The 17,964-nt window shown below is 63.0% G+C and carries 15 protein-coding genes; 12 read left to right on the top strand and 3 right to left on the bottom strand.

What is annotated here, in order from left to right; translation table 11 throughout:
• The first annotated feature begins 17 nt into the window (after nt 1-17).
• The 5 genes from BBJ66_RS27735 to aspA all read left to right on the top strand — a co-directional run bounded on the left by BBJ66_RS27735 (nt 18) and on the right by aspA (nt 5,908).
• Nucleotides 18-737: a FadR/GntR family transcriptional regulator gene (locus tag BBJ66_RS27735; protein WP_071091902.1), complete on the top strand. Its 720-nt coding sequence runs from the start codon at nt 18-20 to the stop codon at nt 735-737.
• 51 nt (nt 738-788) lie between these two features.
• Complete coding sequence (locus BBJ66_RS27740) at nt 789-1,493, top strand: FadR/GntR family transcriptional regulator (RefSeq protein WP_049735786.1); 705 nt, start codon at nt 789-791, stop codon at nt 1,491-1,493.
• A gap of 237 nt (nt 1,494-1,730) precedes the next feature.
• On the top strand, nt 1,731-3,203 hold the full coding sequence (locus BBJ66_RS27745) for an amino acid permease (RefSeq protein ID WP_071091463.1): 1,473 nt from the start codon (nt 1,731-1,733) through the stop codon (nt 3,201-3,203).
• Nucleotides 3,204-3,275: 72 nt separating this feature from the next.
• Nucleotides 3,276-4,334 carry an asparaginase gene (locus tag BBJ66_RS27750; protein WP_071091466.1) on the top strand — a complete coding sequence of 353 codons (1,059 nt, stop codon included), beginning with the start codon at nt 3,276-3,278 and terminating at the stop codon, nt 4,332-4,334.
• A gap of 146 nt (nt 4,335-4,480) precedes the next feature.
• Nucleotides 4,481-5,908: an aspartate ammonia-lyase gene (gene aspA, locus BBJ66_RS27755; RefSeq protein ID WP_071091469.1), complete on the top strand. Its 1,428-nt coding sequence runs from the start codon at nt 4,481-4,483 to the stop codon at nt 5,906-5,908.
• A 46-nt stretch (nt 5,909-5,954) separates the two neighbouring features.
• Here aspA and BBJ66_RS27760 read toward each other — a convergent pair whose 3' ends face one another.
• On the bottom strand, nt 5,955-6,884 hold the full coding sequence (locus BBJ66_RS27760; RefSeq protein ID WP_071091472.1) for a TauD/TfdA dioxygenase family protein: 930 nt from the start codon (nt 6,882-6,884) through the stop codon (nt 5,955-5,957).
• Between the two features lie 299 nt (nt 6,885-7,183).
• On the opposite strand from BBJ66_RS27760, the gene BBJ66_RS27765 reads away from it, so the two are divergent.
• The 3 genes from BBJ66_RS27765 to BBJ66_RS27775 all read left to right on the top strand — a co-directional run bounded on the left by BBJ66_RS27765 (nt 7,184) and on the right by BBJ66_RS27775 (nt 11,241).
• Nucleotides 7,184-7,591, top strand: a complete 408-nt coding sequence (locus tag BBJ66_RS27765) for a carboxymuconolactone decarboxylase family protein (protein WP_071091475.1) — start codon at nt 7,184-7,186, stop codon at nt 7,589-7,591.
• Between the two features lie 305 nt (nt 7,592-7,896).
• Nucleotides 7,897-8,718: a DUF1206 domain-containing protein gene (locus tag BBJ66_RS27770; RefSeq protein ID WP_071091906.1), complete on the top strand. Its 822-nt coding sequence runs from the start codon at nt 7,897-7,899 to the stop codon at nt 8,716-8,718.
• A 198-nt stretch (nt 8,719-8,916) separates the two neighbouring features.
• Entirely contained in the window at nt 8,917-11,241 is a 2,325-nt protein-coding gene (locus BBJ66_RS27775) for a putative bifunctional diguanylate cyclase/phosphodiesterase (protein WP_071091478.1), read from the top strand.
• Nucleotides 11,242-11,280: 39 nt separating this feature from the next.
• Here the strand turns inward: BBJ66_RS27775 and BBJ66_RS27780 are convergent, their stop codons facing one another.
• Nucleotides 11,281-12,003 carry a response regulator transcription factor gene (locus tag BBJ66_RS27780; RefSeq protein WP_049735793.1) on the bottom strand — a complete coding sequence of 241 codons (723 nt, stop codon included), beginning with the start codon at nt 12,001-12,003 and terminating at the stop codon, nt 11,281-11,283.
• Nucleotides 12,000-13,253 carry a GAF domain-containing sensor histidine kinase gene (locus tag BBJ66_RS27785; RefSeq protein WP_071091481.1) on the bottom strand — a complete coding sequence of 418 codons (1,254 nt, stop codon included), beginning with the start codon at nt 13,251-13,253 and terminating at the stop codon, nt 12,000-12,002. Before BBJ66_RS27785 ends, BBJ66_RS27780 begins: the two co-directional genes overlap by 4 nt.
• Nucleotides 13,254-13,532: 279 nt before the next feature.
• On the opposite strand from BBJ66_RS27785, the gene BBJ66_RS27790 reads away from it, so the two are divergent.
• The 4 genes from BBJ66_RS27790 (at nt 13,533) to BBJ66_RS27805 (ending at nt 17,963) form a co-directional block, all read left to right on the top strand.
• Nucleotides 13,533-14,549, top strand: a complete 1,017-nt coding sequence (locus BBJ66_RS27790; RefSeq protein WP_049735795.1) for an ABC transporter substrate-binding protein — start codon at nt 13,533-13,535, stop codon at nt 14,547-14,549.
• Between the two features lie 71 nt (nt 14,550-14,620).
• Nucleotides 14,621-16,072 carry a sugar ABC transporter ATP-binding protein gene (locus BBJ66_RS27795; protein ID WP_071091484.1) on the top strand — a complete coding sequence of 484 codons (1,452 nt, stop codon included), beginning with the start codon at nt 14,621-14,623 and terminating at the stop codon, nt 16,070-16,072.
• Complete coding sequence (locus BBJ66_RS27800) at nt 16,069-17,016, top strand: ABC transporter permease (protein WP_049735797.1); 948 nt, start codon at nt 16,069-16,071, stop codon at nt 17,014-17,016. Before BBJ66_RS27795 ends, BBJ66_RS27800 begins: the two co-directional genes overlap by 4 nt.
• Nucleotides 17,013-17,963: an ABC transporter permease gene (locus BBJ66_RS27805; protein ID WP_071091487.1), complete on the top strand. Its 951-nt coding sequence runs from the start codon at nt 17,013-17,015 to the stop codon at nt 17,961-17,963. Before BBJ66_RS27800 ends, BBJ66_RS27805 begins: the two co-directional genes overlap by 4 nt.
• Nucleotide 17,964: the final 1 nt, after the last annotated feature.

Raw genomic sequence — 17,964 nt, forward strand, 5'->3', positions numbered from 1 at the left:
GCCCGCATCGTCCTTCGATGCGGGATATGGATTCATGGCTGTCGGAGAAGAAAGAGATAAGTCGAAGAAGCGCTGCTGAAGCAGTCTTCGAAGATGTCCGCACGGCCATTGTCGATCGGAAACTGGCTCTCGGCACCCGTCTTCCCTCGGAAGTGCAGCTCGCCGAACGTTACGGCATCAGCCGGGCGATCGTGCGTGAAGCGCTCCGCTCGCTGCAGACGCTGGGGTTCACGCAGACCAGAACCGGCCGGGGCACCTATATCGTTTCGGAAAGCCCGGCGCGACAGCTCGGCGGCGGCGCCTATTCCGCCCGCGATCTCATAGAGGCGCGCCCCTGCATCGAGATCCCGGCTGCGGGTTGGGCGGCATTGCGGCGCTCGAACGAGCAGCTGGCGTCGCTCTCATCCTTGTGCGACCGGATGGATGAGGAGGACGACGTCCAGACATGGGTGCGGATGGACGCCGAGTTCCATGGAGAGATCGCCGAAGCCTCGGGCAATGCGATCTTCCGAAAAGTCGTCGCCGATGTCCGCGGCGCGCTTTCGACGCAATCGGAACTGGTGGAGCATGTTCGCGGCCGGCGCAAAGCCTCCAACGCCGAGCACCGCCGCATTCTCCGGGCCGTTGCCGCGGGCAGCGAGAGGGATGCGCAGGCCGCGATGGCCGAGCATCTGCTGGAGGTCAAGCGTTCCATCATCGGGATTGCCGATGAAAGAGGGACTGCGCCTAAGGTATGATTTTAAATTTGCACCCCATATCCGGCTGCGCTGCCGATCGAATGCAAGACGATGAATGATCTGGAAAACTGGCTTTCCGACTCCGCGATCCTCAGTCGAAAAAGCGCCTCGGAACTGGTCTTCGAGGAATTGCGCAATCTCATTGTCTCCGGCCGGTTTGCCGAAGGTTCCAAGCTGCCGTCGGAAGCCAAGCTCGCGGCAAAATACGGCGTCAGCCGTCCGATCGTGCGGGAAGCGCTGCGCTCGCTGCAGATTTTGGGGCTGACGGAGACGCGAACGGGAAGCGGAACCTATGTGCTCGCGGCTGGCGGCGGCGGAGATATCCGTTACGGCGATTATTCGGCGCGTGATCTGGTGGAGGCGCGGCCCTTCGTCGAAGTATCCGCTGCCGGCTGGGCAGCGCTGCGCCGGAGCGACGATGAGCTGTCCCGGCTGCTTCGCCTTTGCGACCGGATGGAGCAGGAACAAGATACCGAGGCTTGGGTGCGGCTGGATTCGGATTTTCACGGGCTGATCGCCGAAGCTTCGAAGAACGCCGTCTTCCGCGATATCGTCGATGACGTCCGCGAGGCGATGGCGCAGCAATCCGGGCTGCTGACCGCCTTGGGGCCACGCCGTCAGGAATCGAATGAAGAGCATCGCGCCATCGTCGAAGCCATTCGCATAGGGGCGGAGACCGAGGCTCAGGCAGCGATGGAAATCCATCTCAGGAAGGTCGCGGCGGCTGTCAGCCGCATCATCGGCATCGAGCTCTGATATCTTTGGCGTTTTTGACGGAAGCCTAGGAAATCGATCCAATCCCGCCGCCAAAGACTGCCTTTCTCCAAGCCGCCGGTGACGCATCCACAAATAGCAGCGGGAAAATCCTTGACTGCAGGGTGGTTTTTCCGTTATTCGCCAAACCTGTCAGACCGCATAGCAGATTAACATCTTTATGGCATCTGCGCGGAGGGGCGGCCGGGAGGTTGCCGAACCCAGGGATAGGGAGGAGAAATGACAGTCATGCAATCCAATAGAAGCGAGGCCGAAGGCCAAGTCTTTGCCGAGGAGGATCTCGGCTACCACAAGGCGCTGAAGCCGCGGCAGATCCAGATGATCGCCATCGGCGGCGCCATCGGCACGGGGCTGTTTCTCGGCGCCGGCGGCCGGCTTGCCGCTGCCGGTCCGGCACTTGTGCTGGTCTATGCCTTGTGCGGCTTTTTCGCCTTTCTCGTTCTGAGGGCTCTCGGCGAACTGATCGTCCATCGCCCGACCTCGGGCTCGTTCGTCTCCTATGCCCGGGAATTTTACGGCGAAAAGCTCGCCTTCGCGGTCGGCTGGATGTATTGGCTGACCTGGGCGATGACGGCGGTCGCCGACGTCACCGCGGTCGCCCTCTACATGAATTTCTTCAAGGCCTATGTTCCATGGATCGCCATGATCGATCAGTGGGTCTTTGCGCTGGCGGCGCTGGTCCTCGTCCTCTCGATGAATCTTCTGTCGGTGAAGGTCTTCGGTGAACTGGAATTCTGGTTCAGCCTCGTCAAGGTTCTCGCCCTCGTCGTCTTCCTGATCGTCGGGGTCTACTTCGTCGTCACCGGCACGCCGATCGACGGCCATGTTCCAGGCCTCAGCACGATCACCGATTTCGGAGGCATGTTCCCGAACAGCATCCTGCCGGCCCTGGTGGTGATCCAGGGGGTGGTCTTCGCCTATGCCTCGATCGAGCTGATCGGCACCGCCGCCGGTGAAACCGAAAATGCCCGCAAGGTCATGCCGCGGGCGATCCGGACAGTCGTGCTGCGCCTGGTGGTCTTCTATGTCGGCTCGGTCCTGCTGCTGTCACTGCTGTTGCCCTATACCGCCTATAAGGGCGGCGAGAGCCCGTTCGTGACCTTCTTCGGCAAGATCGGCATCCAGGGCGCCGACGTCGTCATGAACCTGGTCGTGCTGACCGCCGTCCTGTCGTCGCTGAATGCCGGCCTCTATTCCACAGGCCGCATCCTGCATTCCATGGCGGTTTCCGGCTCGGCGCCGGCGGCGCTGGCGAAGATGAACCGATCCGGCGTGCCCTATGTCGGCATTGCGGTGACGGCTGTCGTGACCGCCTTCGGCGTCGTGCTGAACGCCGTCGTTCCGGCGGAGGCCTTCGAAATCGGTCTGAATGTCGCCGCCCTCGGCATCATCGCCGCATGGGGCGTGATCGTGCTCTGCCAGCTCAAGCTGTGGCAGCTGTCGCGGCAGGGCAAGCTGGCGCGGCCTGAATTCCGGATGTTCGGCGCGCCCTATACCGGCGTGCTGACGCTGGGTTTCCTTGCCGTCGTCGTGATCCTGATGGCTCTCGACTATCCGGTCGGAACCTACACGGTCGCTTCTCTGGCGCTGATCATTCCGGCGCTGGTGGTCGGCTGGCTGCTGATGCGTGAGCGCATCTACATGCTCGCCGCCGAACAGGGCGAGGATCGCGGCGGTTTCGATCTCGCCTGACACCGATCGACAATCGAGGCTTGCTCCGGCGGCGCATGTCGCCGCCGGGGTGCGGCATGAATGGAGAGAGACATGACCCCGAGTGAGGATTTCGTCGTCACCGATCGTGGCGGCATCGTCGAGAACCGCCATCGCGTCCACGCGGCTGTCGTCGATGCAAAGGGCAGGCTGCTTTACGCGCTGGGAAATCCCGAGCGTATGACGCTTGCCCGCTCCGCCGCCAAGCCGGCCCAGGCGCTTGCCATCCTGGAGGCGGAGGGCGTCGAGCGTTTCGGCTTCGATGATGCGGATATTGCGCTGATGTGCGCGTCCCACAGCAGCGAAGAGCGGCATATCGCGCGCACGCGGGCCATGCTGTCGAAGATCAAGGCCGAGGAAGCCGACCTTCGCTGCGGCGGTCATCCCTCGCTCTCCGAAACGGTCAATCGCTCGTGGATCAGGCAGGACTTTGTCCCGACGGCGGTTTGCAGCAATTGTTCGGGAAAGCATGTCGGCATGCTTGCCGGCGCCCGGGCGACCGGAGCAGGCATGGAAGGCTACCACCTGCCGGATCATCCGATGCAGGGGAGGGTCAAGCGCACCGTCGCCGAACTCTGCGATCTGGATGTTCGGGATGTCGAATGGGGGATCGACGGATGCAATCTCCCGACCCCGGCCTTTCCCCTGGATCGCCTGGCCCGCATCTATGCCAAGCTTGCCGCGGCAGCGGATGGCGACGGGGCGGGCGAGGGGTCGTCGAGGCGCGGTGCCGCACTGGCCCGCACCTTCCATGCAATGGCTCACCACCCTGACATGGTTGCGGGCGAGGGGCGCTACTGCACGGCCCTGATGCGCGCATTCAACGGCGCCCTCATCGGCAAGCTCGGGGCCGATGCCAGCTACGCGATCGGCGTGCGGGCCTCGGACGAAACCCGGCGATTGGGGACGGACGGTGCGCTCGGCATCTCGGTCAAGATCGAGGACGGCAATCTCGAAATTCTTTACGCCGTCGTGACCGAGATCCTCGAGCGGCTCGGCATCGGTTCGGCTGAGATCCGCAGCCAGCTCGCGCCGTTCCACCATCCTCAGCGTGTCAATACGATGGGTGTTACGACAGGCGGCGTGTCTTTTCCGTTCAAACTGCGCGGGTAGAAGGCGAACGGGGACGTTCCTCGCCTTGCCGCCCTTGCCCGATGACGTCTGCCGACGCGGCTAACCCCGCCGCGTCACCAGCCATTCTCGTCTTCAGCCTGCCGCCGCAATGCGTGCCCGCAGCGCCCCACTCGAAAGTTCCTGCCATGACGACATCCGATATCACTGCTATCCGCGTCGAGCACGACCTGATCGGCGATCGCGACGTGCCGGCCTCGGCCTATTACGGCGTGCATACGCTGCGCGCGGTCGAGAATTTTCCGATTACCGGCCAGACGCTGAAGGAATCGGCGGATCTGATCGCGTCGCTCGCGGCGATCAAGCAGGCGGCGGCTCAGGCCAATGCGAGCCTCGGCCTTCTGGATCAGGAGCGCGCCGACGCGATCATCGCGGCCTGCATCGAAATCCGCGACGGTGCGCTGCACGACCATTTCGTCGTCGATCTGATCCAGGGCGGGGCGGGAACCTCGACCAACATGAACGCCAATGAGGTGATTGCCAACCGGGCGCTCGAAATCCTGGGGCATCGCCGCGGCGAGTATCAGCATCTACATCCGAACGAGCATGTCAATCTCTCGCAATCCACCAACGACGTCTATCCAACCGCGCTGAAGCTTGCCGCATGGATCGGCGTTCACCGCCTGGTCGACGCCATGGGCATTCTGCGCCGGGCATTCGAGGCCAAGGCGGTCGAGTTTGCCGACGTCCTGAAGATGGGCCGCACCCAGTTGCAGGACGCCGTGCCGATGACACTGGGGCAGGAATTCGGAACCTATGCGCTGATGCTGGCGGAGGACGAGGCGCGTCTTTCCGAGGCGGTCTCGTTGATCCGTGAGATCAATCTCGGCGCAACCGCGATCGGCACCGGCATCACCGCTCATCCTCGCTACGCAGCGCTGGTGCGCGAGCGCCTGTCCGAAATCGTCGGTATCGATCTGGTGACGTCACCTGATCTGGTGGAGGCGACACAGGATTGCGGCTCCTTCGTGCAGCTTTCGGGTGTTCTGAAGCGCGTCGCGGTCAAGCTTTCCAAGACCTGCAACGATCTGCGGCTGCTGTCCTCGGGGCCGCGGGCGGGATTGAACGAGATCAATCTGCCGGCGCGCCAAGCCGGTTCCTCGATCATGCCCGGCAAGGTCAATCCGGTGATCCCCGAGGTCGTCAACCAGGTCGCCTTCGAAGTGATCGGCAACGACGTGACGATCACCATGGCCGCCGAGGCTGGCCAGCTGCAGCTGAACGCTTTCGAGCCGGTGATCTTCTACAGCCTCTACCGCAGCCTGAGCCACCTGACCAATGCCTGCCTGACGCTCGAGGCGAATTGTATTTGCGGCATCACCGCCAATCGCGACCGTTTGCGGCAGACGGTCGAGCAGTCGATCGGCATCGTCACGGCGCTCAACCCCTATATCGGCTATCGCAACGCCACCGAGGTTGCGTTGGAAGCGCATCATTCGGGACGGGGGGTCTACGAAATCCTTCTCGAACGCGGCCTGATGCAGAAGGAGCATCTCGATGCGGTGCTGCGCCCGGAAACCCTGACCCGGCCAAGCGAGAAGCTGTCCTTCTCGTAAGGCATGCGGCCCATTTTGCTTCCGGGCGACACTCATATGTGCGCGATCACGCCGCCTTTGCTTGCGGCTTGGCAGCCTTGACATGGGTTATGCTGCGGCGGCCGTCGATGCTAACGGGAACATCGCCGTCAACGGTGGCGCGGCGCACGACGCGGTGCTGGTCGCCGTAGTCGTTGACGGCATAATGCTGGGTGGCGCGATTGTCCCAGATCGCGACATCCCCGGCTTTCCACCGCCAGCGCACGGTATTCTCCGGGGCGGTGACGTAGGACTGGAACACCTCGTAGAGTTTCGCGGAGTCGCTCTTTGAAACGCCGACCAGGCGCTGAACGAAATTCCCAAGGAGCAGCGATCTTTCGCCGGTTTCCGGATGGATACGTACGACCGGATGCTCGGTCTCGTAGATGGTCGAGGTGAAAACCTCCTCGAAATGCTTCTTCTCTTCGGCGGTGGCGCGAGGGCGCACGGCGGCATAATCATAGGCATTGCTGTGAATGGCCCATAAATTGTCAGCCAGCAATCTGAGCGGCGCCGGCAGGCTTTCGTAGGCGGCATGGGTGTTGGACCAGATGGTGTCACCGCCCGCCGCCGGAATGACGACGCCGCGAAGGACGGAGAATTTGGGATAGGCATCCACGAAGGTGACGTCGGTGTGCCACTGATCCGCCCTGCCGCCGCCGCGGCTGGAATCGAGATTGAGGATGGAGGCTGTGCCGGCGACCGGTCCCTGGGTCGGATGCGGCACGAGATCGCCGAGGCGGCGCGCGAAGGATTCCTGTTCGGAATCGTCGAGATGTCCCTGATCGCGGAAGAAGATCACCTTGTGCTTCAGCAGAAGCTGGTTGATGGCTGCCACCGTTGCATCCGAAAGCTCTCCGCCAAGGCGGATGCCTTTGATTTCGGCGCCGACACGGCCGGTCAGCGGGACGACATCGGTGTCGGGAATGATCTGATTGACGAGAACCGGATTGCTCATGGAAATCTCCTGTTGATTTGGAAGAAGTCGGCAGTTCACATGCGCCCAAGGATGTATTCATCGGGCGTTCGAAATCTCAGCGTTGAAGTCGACAGGGCTATGGAGCCATATAATCTATAAAATCAGTAGACAATAATTTCTAATTTTACCTGTTTTCCTAAAATAGCCGTCTTCGATTTCCTCGCCGGCGGGGAGGCTGGCGGCGGTTATCATTTCTTCGTATCTTCCGCCGGCGTTTGGGATCGCCGAGCGCAGATCATGCTTGAGGCCGTAGATCGGCGCCCGGAAAGGAACTTTCGATGGCAACAGTCAAACTTCTGTCAGATCAAGAGGCCGCAGCCATTCCGGCCGTCCAAGCCGTGTTCGATGACATCAGGGCGACCCGCAAGACCGATTTCATCAACAATTTCTGGCGGGCTCTTGCCAACGATCCCGCAAATCTCAAGCGCGTGTGGGAAACGCTGAAATCGGTCATGACAGTCGAAGGTGCGCTCGATCCGTTGACGCGCGAGATGATCTACGTTGCGGTGTCCACGGCCAATGCCTGCCAGTACTGCGTTCAATCCCATACCGCTGCCGCCCGCGCGCGCGGGATGACCGATGCCCAGCATGGCGAACTCCTGACGATCATCGGCCTTGCCGCGCAGACAAATCATCTTGCTCTCGCCATGCAGGTTCCGCCTGATCCGGAGTTTGAGGTGCGATAGGGAACAAGGATGTGGCGCGCATCACATGCGCCGCCGCAATCAATCCGATCTGCAATCTCACCTCCATGAGCGGAGTAGAAATGCAATTTTAAGAGGATTTATTCAACTTTAAATTTCTGAAACGGCATAATCAACGTTATGGAACTTCCGGCGGCAGCAACTCCGGATCGCCAACGACCGCATTGCCCGGTCAAGAAGGAAGATCCATTTCTTCACGATCCCGAGGACCTTTGCGAGTCCTTTCAGCAAACTTTCGGAAGGCTGGCGCGTTAATCTCGCGCACTGGCGACGGAGAGGAAATGCTGATGAGCAAAGGCTTTCGATTTGATGTACTCGCCAAAGGCGGCTACACGGCGCGCGGTGTCGTTTTTCTCCTGATAGCGGGGCTCGCGCTCTTCTCCGGCGTCGCCGGCGGCCGGCCGGAAACGAAGTCGGCGCTCTCGACGCTGCTTGCGCAGCCGTTCGGGCGTGTCTGGGTCGGAATGATTGGTCTTGGTCTTCTCGGATTTGTCGCCTGGAGGCTGGCCCAGTCCCTGGCGGACAGTGACGGCCATGGGCGGGACGGAAAGGCATGGCTGATCCGGGCGGCGCTCCTCGGCAGCGCCGTCACCTATCTCGGGCTTGCCGGATATGCTCTCAGTCGTGCCATCTTCCTCGGCGGCGGGAGTGAAGGTTCGGGTGAGAAGGGGCTGGCGGGATGGATCATGTCGCAGCCTTTCGGCTCCACCCTTGCGATCGCCGTTGGGGCCGGCTTTGTCATCGGCGGCATGGTGACGATCGTCAAGGGCATCACCCGGAAGTTTGAGCGCTACGTCAAAATACCGGACAGCAAGGGCATCGTGATATTGATATGCGTTTACGGTCTCGTCGCCCGCGGCGTGGTGTTCGCAATCACCGGGATACTTTTCGCCTATGCCGGCTTCCGGGTGGATCCGCTACAGGCCGGCAGCATGGGCGACGCCCTGGAATGGGTCCGCCAGCTTCCGTTCGGATCCTTCCTCTACATCGCCGTTGCCGCCGGATTGGCAGCCTTCGGAATATACAACCTTGTCGAGGCGCGGTACCGCGTCATTTCAGGCCTGTCATTGGCAGATGCCAAGCGTTCGATCCCGCTGCCAGGCGCCTGATACCTTTGCCAGAGTCGATTTTCTCCCACCGAAGCCACGGAGCTGCTGCTGCGGTCGCCTTCCTCAGCGGTTTATCGAGCGGCACTTTCTTCTCGTCTTTTCGTTGTGGTTTTTGCATGGATGACTGGCATTTTAACGAAGCCCGTATGGTTTCGTTAGGCCCGCTTTGGCACCCTCCCCGCACCTTCGGGAGATGCCATGTTCACTGTGCTTTCATGTATCGCCGACCAGCATGACTGGACGTTGCTTTTCGTCGCCCTGTCGATCTGCTGCTTCGGCAGCCTGACGGCCGTGTTCATGCTGACGCGTGCGCAGGAATGCGTGCGGCACCATCACCACTATTGGCTTATCGCCGCCGCCGTCGTCCTCGGCGCCAGCACCTGGGCAACCCATTTTATCGCGATGCTGGCCTATGCCGGTCCGGTGCCGATCGGCTACGATGGCTCATTGATCATTCTGTCGATTATCGCCGCCATCGTACTGTTTGCGGTCGCGGTTGAAATCGCTTTCATGAATGGCGGCCAGCTTGTCCAGGCGTCCGGCGGCGTCCTGTTCGGCGTTGCCATTGCGGCAATGCATTTCGTGGGGTTGCTCGCCATCACGCCGTTCAGCATGGTTTCGCTCGTCCTGGACAAATCGATCGTCGCCTGTGCGTTGGCAATCGGCTTCGGCATCGTTGCGGTTGCGGCCCTGCGGCACAGCGCCAGCAGGCGTTTTCATATTTTCGCCGGCGCGGCGTGCATCGTCCTGGCGATCTGCAGCCTTCACACCGTGTCGATGAGCGGTGTCCAGATCACCCCTTCCGCCGAGCCCGTGCATGCCGATCTCTCCTCCGTCGATCGGATCGCCATCGCCATCGCCGTCTCGATCATCTCGACATTGATCCTGCTCGGAGCCGCCGCAGCGCTGTTCCTTGACCGTCATTTGACCGATCTGCGCGGGCTGGCGAATGCCTCGTTCGAGGGGCTGGTCATCGCCCAGGAGAATGTCGTCATCGATCTCAACGAGAAATTCGCTGCGATGGCCGGCAAGGCAACCGCACTTCTGAAAGGGCAACCGGTCGAGGCGGTGCTTGCAATCGACAGCCGCCTCGGCATGGACACCTGCCAGGGAGCCATATTGCGCGACGGCCAGGACATGATTCCGGTCGAGGTCCTGGCTCGGACGATCGAATATCGTGGGCGCGAGTGCCAGGTGATTGCCGTGCGCGATCTGACGGAGCGCCATGAGGCGAGCCGCAGGATCGAGCATATGGCGCGCCATGACCCGTTGACCGGCCTGGCGAACCGTCGTGAGTTCGACCGGCGTTTCGGGATGGCGATATCAGGCGCGGCAGAAACCCCAAGCGGCCTGGCGCTGCTTGCCCTCGATCTCGACCGGTTCAAGCTCGTCAACGACACGTTCGGCCATGCCGAGGGCGACGCGGTGCTTCAGCGGGTCGCGCAGGTTCTGGTCCGCGCTTTGCCGGTCGATGTGACGATCGCCCGCATGGGCGGAGACGAATTCTGCATCATCCTCGAAAACGCGTCCCGCCAGCAGACGGAAGCGTTGGCGACAGACCTGCTGAAGGCTTTCGCCGAGGAGTTCGCAGACCTCGCGACCTCTTCGGGATTCGGCGCCAGCATCGGGATGGCCTTGTACCCCGAGCACGGCGTTACCGATCGGCGCCTCAGAAACAATGCCGACATGGCGCTTTACCGGGCCAAGAGCGGCGGCCGCGGCAGAGCCTGCACATTCGAGCCGGCGATGGACATCGAACTGCATGCCAAGCGGCAGCTCGAGCACGACCTGCGGCACGCACTCGCCAAAGGAGAGCTGTTCCTCGCCTATCAGAGGATCGTCGACACATCCTCGCAGCAGCCGTGCGGCTATGAGGCGCTGTTGCGCTGGCGCCATGCAAGCAGAGGCGTTCTTGCACCGGCGGACTTCATCGCTGCCGCCGAAGAAACCGGCTGCATCATCCCCATCGGCATCTGGGTTCTGGAACAAGCCTGCAGCGAAGCAGCCTCGTGGAAAACCCCGCTGACGATCGCGGTCAACATCTCGCCGGTTCAGTTCCTGATGCCGAACCTGGTGGAGCAGTTCTCGCAAATTCTTGCAAAAACCGGGCTGCGGCCAGACCGCCTGGAGCTTGAGATCACCGAGTCGGCGCTGTTCCACGATCGGGCTGCCGTGCTTTCCACGCTCGGTCAGCTGCGGGCGATGGGGATCCGGGTCGTACTGGACGATTTCGGGACCGGTTATTCCTCGCTCGGCAACCTGCGGGATTTTCCGTTCGACAAGCTGAAGATCGACAGACGTTTCCTTGCCGGCATCGGCGTCGATCCCACCATCAGGGCGCTGTTTGAGAATGTCATCGAGATGGCGTCGACGCTCAACCTGCCGGTGATTGCCGAAGGGGTCGAGACGCAGGAGCAGCTTGCGATCCTTCATGCAAGCCATCCGGCGCAGATGCAGGGTTTCCTGTTCGGCAAGCCTGAGCCGGCGCCGAGCAGCCGGGCGCCGTTGAAAGCCATCGCCTGACCCGCCTGGGCAGATGATAAGCCTTCCATCCGCTCCGGACTACTTTCCGTCGAGCCACTCCTGCAGCTCCGCTTCGGCCCGCTCCAGAGCGCTGTAGTTCAGCAGCTTGCGCAGGAAAGCCACCGTGACGGCGCGGGCGCGGAGATTGAAGCGGCCGTCCTCGTGGTCGTCGCCGGCGCTCTGGTAGACGTCGAGCTTGTCGTAGAGCTGCTGCAGGCGGTTCTGTACGCTGCGCAGCGACAGGCCCCGGCGTTTGGCGATCGCTCGGTCGGTGAGGCCGAGCGCGATATCGACGAGGATTTCGTATTCGGAATCGGTAAAGCCGTTGGTCTGGCCGAGGCTCTTCTGCTGCAGGCCGCGCACCTCGCGGTCGATGACGCATTGGCTCTCGATGAAGATCGAGCGCAGCGCCAGCTTCAGCCGCTCGTCGGAGGCGGATTTCAGCACATAGCCGTAGGCCGCGCCATCCGGGACGATGCGCGAGACGCCACGCACATAGGCCTCATCAGAATAGTTCGACCAGAACAGGATGCGGGTCTCCGGCCGCTCCTTCCAGATGGTGCGCGCCGCCTCGATGCCGTTGCGGTTCGCCATCTGCAGGTCCATGACGATATGCGCCGACTTGTGGTCGCGGGCGAGCTTCTCGCCGGCCGTGCCGTTCTCGGCCTCGATCACCGTATCGCATTCCGGCAGAGCGGCGTTGACCGCCTCGTGCAGATAGGAGCGGTGCAGCGGGTCGTCCTCGACGATCAGAACCTTCATCGTGTCTCTCCTCGGTCCGGCCCGCTCGCCGGGTCGTGCGGGGTTAGCGGCAGGACGACGCGCACCACGGTGCCGCGATTGTTATGGCCGGGCCCGGTGGTGAAGCGCGCCGAAATCAGCCGCGCACGGGTCTTCATATTATCGATGCCGCCGCCGATCCGGCCGCGTGCCTTGGCGAGCCCGCTCCCGTCGTCGGAAATTTCGATCGACAGCCGCTCCTCATCGGCCTCCAGCCGCACCGTCACAGTGAGCGGTGCGGCATGGCGCACCGCATTGTTGATCGCCTCTTGGGCGATGCGGAACAGCGCGACGCTGACGGTCGGCTCCAGCCGCTCCAATGCGCCATGCGTCTCGTCGACCAGACCCCATTCGATCGCCGATCCGGTGTCGCGGGTCGACCGGTCGAGATGATGCTCGATCGCCTGCGCGAGACCGAAGAGCTGAAGCACGGAAGGCTTGGCCTGTTCGATGATCTGCCGCAGATCCTGCATGCAATGCTGCAGGGAACGGGAGACCGGCTCCAGCGCCTCGGGCGTCACCTCGCCGTTGCGCGACAGCCGATCGATCCGGCGGGCAAGCCGCGTCAGGTCGGCGAGCGTCTGGTCGTGCAGATCCATGCCGATCCGCTGTCGTTCCTGCTCCAGCGCCTCGGTCAGCTTCAGCGCGCCTTGCCGCAGCCCCTCCTCGCGGGCGCGGGCCTCCGCCTCGACAATGGCCGAGCGCTGCGCCTGCTCGGCAGCCCGCAGCGCGAAGAAATAGGGCGTCAGCAGGTCGGCGATGATGCGGGCGCGTTCGATATCCTCCATCGTATAGACACCCGCCGTTCGCGACGAGCAGGAGAGCGCCGCGATGATCGTGCCCTGCACCTTCATCGGCACATGCAGGCGGCTCCGCAGCGACTCCTCGACGATCGGCCGCTTGAAGGCGCCCTCGAAGTGGAAACGCTGGTCCGTCATGGCGTCGTCCGCCAGCAGGAAATCCACCTCGCCCCAGAGCAGCGAGCGGATCGGGCTGTTGACCACGGGCGCGCCGGCAAGGTCGCCCCAGGCGGTCTCGATGCCCGTCTCATAGGCCGTGTGATAGTTGCCCCCCTCTAGCAGCACGCAGACATCGAGATGGTCGTGCGGGATGATATGGGCGACCTCGGCCGCAACCGAACGGATGGCCGAGCGGAAGTCGAGCTGGCCCGCGAGCAGCCGGGAAATCCCGAGATAGTGGTCGAACATGGCTGCGGGTGCGCGATGCAGCATGGTGGTTCCTCCCCGAGACGGCAGCAGGCTCCTCAACCCGCAGCGCGCCCTTCGCAGTAAGCGCCCGCGGAAGCGCCGCCGTCTTGCGTAAACCCGCAGCTAATTGCGCAAAACCCGCAAACGACTTGCTGCCTTGCCCCTGTACAGGCCGGTCGATCTCCCGCATCCTGCCCTTACTGAGAGGAGGAAGCTCAGTGCAAGAACAATTTTCACTCGGGCCCATTTTGGGCACGCAGGAGTGAACGATCCGCCGACCGGCGCGATCAAAGGGAGGAAGACATGACAATTCGTAAGATGCTTCTGGCATCGGCCGCTATTGCTTGCGCCGCGATGCCCGTTTCCGCCTTTGCCGACACGTCGGCCAAGAAAATCGCCCTTTCCAACAATTATGCCGGCAACTCCTGGCGCCAGGCCATGCTGACGAGCTGGGGCAAAGTCACAGGCGAGGCCGTCAAGGCCGGCGTCGTTGCCGCAGCCGACCCTTTCACCACCGCCGAGAACCAGGCGACGGAACAGGCGGCGCAGATCCAGAACATGATCCTGCAGGGTTATGACGCCATCGTGCTGAACGCCGCCTCGCCGACGGCGTTGAACGGCGCGGTCAAGGAAGCCTGCGACGCCGGCATCACCGTCGTTTCCTTCGACGGCATCGTCACCGAACCCTGCGCCTGGCGCATCGCCGTCAATTTCAAGGAAATGGGGCGCAGCGAAGTCGAGTATTTGTCGAAGAAAATCCCCGAAGGTGGCAATCTTCTGGAGATCCGCGGGCTTGCCGGGGTCTTCGTCGACGATGAGATTTCGGCGGGTATCCACGACGGCGTCAAGCAGTTCCCGCAGTTCAAGGTTGTCGGCTCCGTCCACGGGGACTGGGCGCAGGACGTGGCGCAGAAGGCTGTTGCCGGTGTCCTGCCGAGCCTCCCCGACATCGTCGGCGTAGTGACGCAGGGTGGCGACGGATATGGCGCCGCACAGGCGATTGCCGCCACCGACCGCAAGATGCCGATCATCATCATGGGCAATCGCGAAGACGAGTTGAAGTGGTGGAAGGAGCAGAAGGACGCCAAGAGCTACGAGACCATGTCCGTCTCCATCGCACCTGGAGTTTCGACGCTCGCTTTCTGGGTCGCCCAGCAGATCCTCGACGGCAAGCAAGTCAAGAAGGATCTCGTGGTGCCCTTCCTGCGCATCGACCAGGACAATCTCGAAACGAACCTCGCCAATACCCAGGCCGGCGGCGTCGCCAATGTGGAATACACGCAGGCTGACGCGATCAAGGTTATCGAGTCTGCAAAGTAATCTCCCGGTGACTGCCGCGCGGCCGCAAATGGCCGCGCGGCATTCTTTGTGAAGCAGATGTGGCGGGCAGAATGAATGAGGTTTTGAAGGCGGTGATCGCCGTCGAGGGCGCCAAGGTGAGCTTCGGCGCGGTCAGGGCGCTCGACGGCGTCACGCTCCGCGTCATGCCGGGCGAATGCGTCGGGCTGGTCGGCCACAATGGCGCCGGCAAATCCACGATCGTCAGCGTCATCAATGGCGGCCTCACTCCGCATGAAGGCAGTGTGGCAAGCGACGGCGAGCGGCTGGAGCGTTATGGCATCAACGCGGCGCGCGCCCGCGGCGTGCGCTGCGTCTTCCAGGAGCTTTCGCTCTGCCCCAATCTTTCCATCGTCGAGAACACGCGCATCATGCACCGCCATCTCGGCGGCTTCGGCTGGCGCGGGCGCGCCGCTGGAATCATCGAAAAGAGCCTCGATGCCGTCTTTCCCGGTCATGGCATCGACAGCAGCCGGGCCGTCGGCGATCTTTCGATCGCCGAGCGGCAGATGGTCGAGATTGCAATGGCCTTTTCCGACGCCGGCGTTGCGCCGCGGCTGGTGATCCTCGACGAGCCGACCTCGTCGCTCGACGCAAGCCTTGCCCGCCAGATGCTCGATCATGTCCGCCGCTTCGTCGCCGCCGGCGGCTCCGTCATCTTCATCTCGCACATCCTGCACGAGATCCTCGAAACCTCCGACCGCATTGTCGTCATGAAGGACGGCCGCGTCGTCGCCGAACGTCCGGCTGATGGATTCGACCATCACGGCCTGGTGGAAGCGATGGGCACCGTCGCCAAGGAGGAGACCGGGCAGCGCTCGGCGCGCGAACAATCCACCGCGCCGCTCATTCTGTCCCATCAGACGAAGGGTCTTCCCTTCACGGCCCGCAAGGGAGAGATCATCGCACTGGCCGGACTGGCCGGCCACGGACAGACCGAACTGCTGCTCGCCCTGCATGCCGCCCAGTCCGGCAACTGGCTGCCTGAGCGCGATCCGCTCGTCACCTTCGTCGCCGGCGACCGCCGCCTCAACGGCGTCTTCGAACTGTGGAGCATCCTGCGCAATTTCTCAATCGCCTCGCTCGGTGACCTCACCCGGCGAGGCCTGATCCTCGCCAGCGAAGAGCAGACCAAGGGCGCCGACTGGAAGCGGCGGATCGAGATCCGCACGCCCGATATGGCCAACCGCATCCTGTCACTTTCCGGCGGCAACCAGCAGAAGGTGCTGTTCGCCCGGGCGCTTTCAACGCGCGCGCCCGTTGTCCTGATGGACGATCCGATGCGCGGCGTCGACGTCGGCACCAAGCAAGAGGTCTACGCCATCATCCGCGAGGAAGCGGCGCGCGGCCGCACCTTCATCTGGTATTCCACCGAAATGGACGAGGTCCGCCTCTGCGACCGCGTCTACGTCTTCCGCGAAGGCCGCATCACCGCCGAACTCGCCGGCGACGCCGTCAACGAGACGAATATCATCGCTGCCTCCTTCGAAGGGGTCGCCGCATGACGTTCCGGCTGTCGTCCGACGCCTTGCGTCTTGCCATCCCCGCCTTGTCGCTGACATTGCTGCTTGCCGCGGTCTTCTGGCTGCAGCCGCGCGCCATGAGCTATGTCGGGCTCAACCTGCTGTTCAATCTGGCGGTGCCGATCGCACTTGCGACGATCGCCCAGATGCTGGTGATGGCGGTCAATGATCTCGATCTGTCGATGGGCACCTTCGTCAGCTTCGTCGCCTGCGTCACCGCGACCTTTCTGCGCGATGCTCCCCTGATCGGCATGCTGATCCTTGCCGGTGCGATCGCCACCTATGCGGGCCTCGGCGTCGTCATCCATCTGCGCAACCTGCCGTCGATCGTCGTCACCCTCGGCATGAGCTTCGTCTGGGGCGGCCTTGCCGTGCTGCTGCTGCCGGCGCCGGGCGGCCAGGCGCCGGATTGGGTGCGCTGGCTGATGACCGTCAAGCCGCCGCTGGCGCCGATGGCGATCGTTGCCAGCATCGCCATCGCCGCGATCGCCCATCTCCTCGTCATGCGCTCCTCGCTGGGGGTGCTGATCCGCGGCATCGGCGGCAACCAGCGCTCGGTCGAGCGCGCCGGCTGGTCGATCGTCGCGGCGCGCGCCTGCGCCTACGGTCTTGCCGGACTGTTCGCGGTGCTTGCCGGCATCGCCCTCGTCGGCCTGACGACCTCGGCCGATGCCAATATCGCGCTGCGCTATACGCTGCTGTCGATCGCCGGCGTCATCCTCGGCGGCGGCGAATTCATCGGCGGCCGCGTCTCCCCTGTCGGCGCCGTCATCGGCGCGCTGACGCTGACGCTCGCCGGTTCGTTCCTGTCCTTTCTGCGCATCTCGCCGGACTGGCAGATCGGCGCACAGGGCGCGATCCTGATCATCGTGCTCGCGCTCCGCTTGATGCTGAACCGCCTGGAGAAGCGGGAGAAACGCCGATGACCCCGCTCCTCAGACTTTTCGGCAAACCCTGGATCTGGTCGTGGCTTGCCGCCTTCATCGTCTGGTTCCTGACGATCATGGTGACGCTCGGGGCGAGCACACTCGGCCTATCACAGGCGGCCCTCACCTTCGCCGCCTTCTCGGTCATCGTCGGCATCGGCCAGATGTTCGTCATCACGCTGGGTCCCGGCAATATCGACCTCTCGGTTCCCGCCACCATGACGCTTGCCGGCACGGTGGCGCTGAAGCTGATGAATGTCGAAAACGGCATGATCCTGCCCGGCCTTCTCATTGCCGTCGTCATCGGCCTGGTCGTCGGCCTCGGCAATTATGCGCTGATCAAGGCGCTGCGCATTCCGCCGATCATCGCCACGCTGTCGATGAGCTTCATCGTGCAGTCCGCGGCGATCTGGACGAACCGGGGATTGCGCATCAAGCCCCCGGCCATGCTTGCGGAGTTCACCACGTCGAACACGCTCGGCGTACCGAATGTGGCGATCGTCGCGCTCCTCATCTCGCTGCTTGCCTGGTTCCTGCTCGAGAAGACGATCTACGGGCGCTGGATCTCGGCGATCGGCCAGAGCATGCCGGCCGCGCGCATGGCCGGCATTCCGGTCGACGGCACGCGCTTCGTCACCTATCTATTTTGCGCCGTGCTCGCCTCGGTCGCAGGCTATCTGCTCGCCTGTTTCTCCGGCGGCGCGGCGCTCAACATGGGCTCGGAATATCTCCTGATGTCGATCGCCGTCGTCGTGATCGGCGGCACAGCCGTCGCCGGCGGCGATTCCAACGTGCCGGGCATCTGGGGCGCGTCGCTCTTCATGTTCCTGGTCGTCTCCATGCTCAACACTTACGGGGTCGGCGCCGGCATCCGCCTTATCATGACCGGCCTCATCATCATCAGCGTCATCATGCTTGCCGGCGGCCGCCGGGCCGGCATGCGATAAA

The organism is Rhizobium sp. RSm-3 (assembly GCF_001854685.1).
Taxonomy (GTDB): Bacteria; Pseudomonadota; Alphaproteobacteria; order Rhizobiales; family Rhizobiaceae; genus Rhizobium; species Rhizobium ecuadorense.

What these genes read in the sequence shown, in the direction of transcription:
- BBJ66_RS27805 (WP_071091487.1), top strand. Translation starts at nt 17,013, where the DNA reads ATGACCCCGCTCCTCAGACTTTTCGGCAAACCCTGGATCTGGTCGTGG.
- BBJ66_RS27800 (WP_049735797.1), top strand. Translation starts at nt 16,069, where the DNA reads ATGACGTTCCGGCTGTCGTCCGACGCCTTGCGTCTTGCCATCCCCGCC.
- BBJ66_RS27780 (WP_049735793.1), bottom strand. Translation starts at nt 12,003, where the DNA reads ATGAAGGTTCTGATCGTCGAGGACGACCCGCTGCACCGCTCCTATCTG.
- aspA (WP_071091469.1), top strand. Translation starts at nt 4,481, where the DNA reads ATGACGACATCCGATATCACTGCTATCCGCGTCGAGCACGACCTGATC.
- BBJ66_RS27750 (WP_071091466.1), top strand. Translation starts at nt 3,276, where the DNA reads ATGACCCCGAGTGAGGATTTCGTCGTCACCGATCGTGGCGGCATCGTC.
- BBJ66_RS27735 (WP_071091902.1), top strand. Translation starts at nt 18, where the DNA reads ATGCGGGATATGGATTCATGGCTGTCGGAGAAGAAAGAGATAAGTCGA.
- BBJ66_RS27790 (WP_049735795.1), top strand. Translation starts at nt 13,533, where the DNA reads ATGACAATTCGTAAGATGCTTCTGGCATCGGCCGCTATTGCTTGCGCC.
- BBJ66_RS27775 (WP_071091478.1), top strand. Translation starts at nt 8,917, where the DNA reads ATGTTCACTGTGCTTTCATGTATCGCCGACCAGCATGACTGGACGTTG.
- BBJ66_RS27795 (WP_071091484.1), top strand. Translation starts at nt 14,621, where the DNA reads ATGAATGAGGTTTTGAAGGCGGTGATCGCCGTCGAGGGCGCCAAGGTG.
- BBJ66_RS27765 (WP_071091475.1), top strand. Translation starts at nt 7,184, where the DNA reads ATGGCAACAGTCAAACTTCTGTCAGATCAAGAGGCCGCAGCCATTCCG.
- BBJ66_RS27770 (WP_071091906.1), top strand. Translation starts at nt 7,897, where the DNA reads ATGAGCAAAGGCTTTCGATTTGATGTACTCGCCAAAGGCGGCTACACG.
- BBJ66_RS27740 (WP_049735786.1), top strand. Translation starts at nt 789, where the DNA reads ATGAATGATCTGGAAAACTGGCTTTCCGACTCCGCGATCCTCAGTCGA.
- BBJ66_RS27785 (WP_071091481.1), bottom strand. Translation starts at nt 13,253, where the DNA reads ATGCTGCATCGCGCACCCGCAGCCATGTTCGACCACTATCTCGGGATT.
- BBJ66_RS27760 (WP_071091472.1), bottom strand. Translation starts at nt 6,884, where the DNA reads ATGAGCAATCCGGTTCTCGTCAATCAGATCATTCCCGACACCGATGTC.
- BBJ66_RS27745 (WP_071091463.1), top strand. Translation starts at nt 1,731, where the DNA reads ATGACAGTCATGCAATCCAATAGAAGCGAGGCCGAAGGCCAAGTCTTT.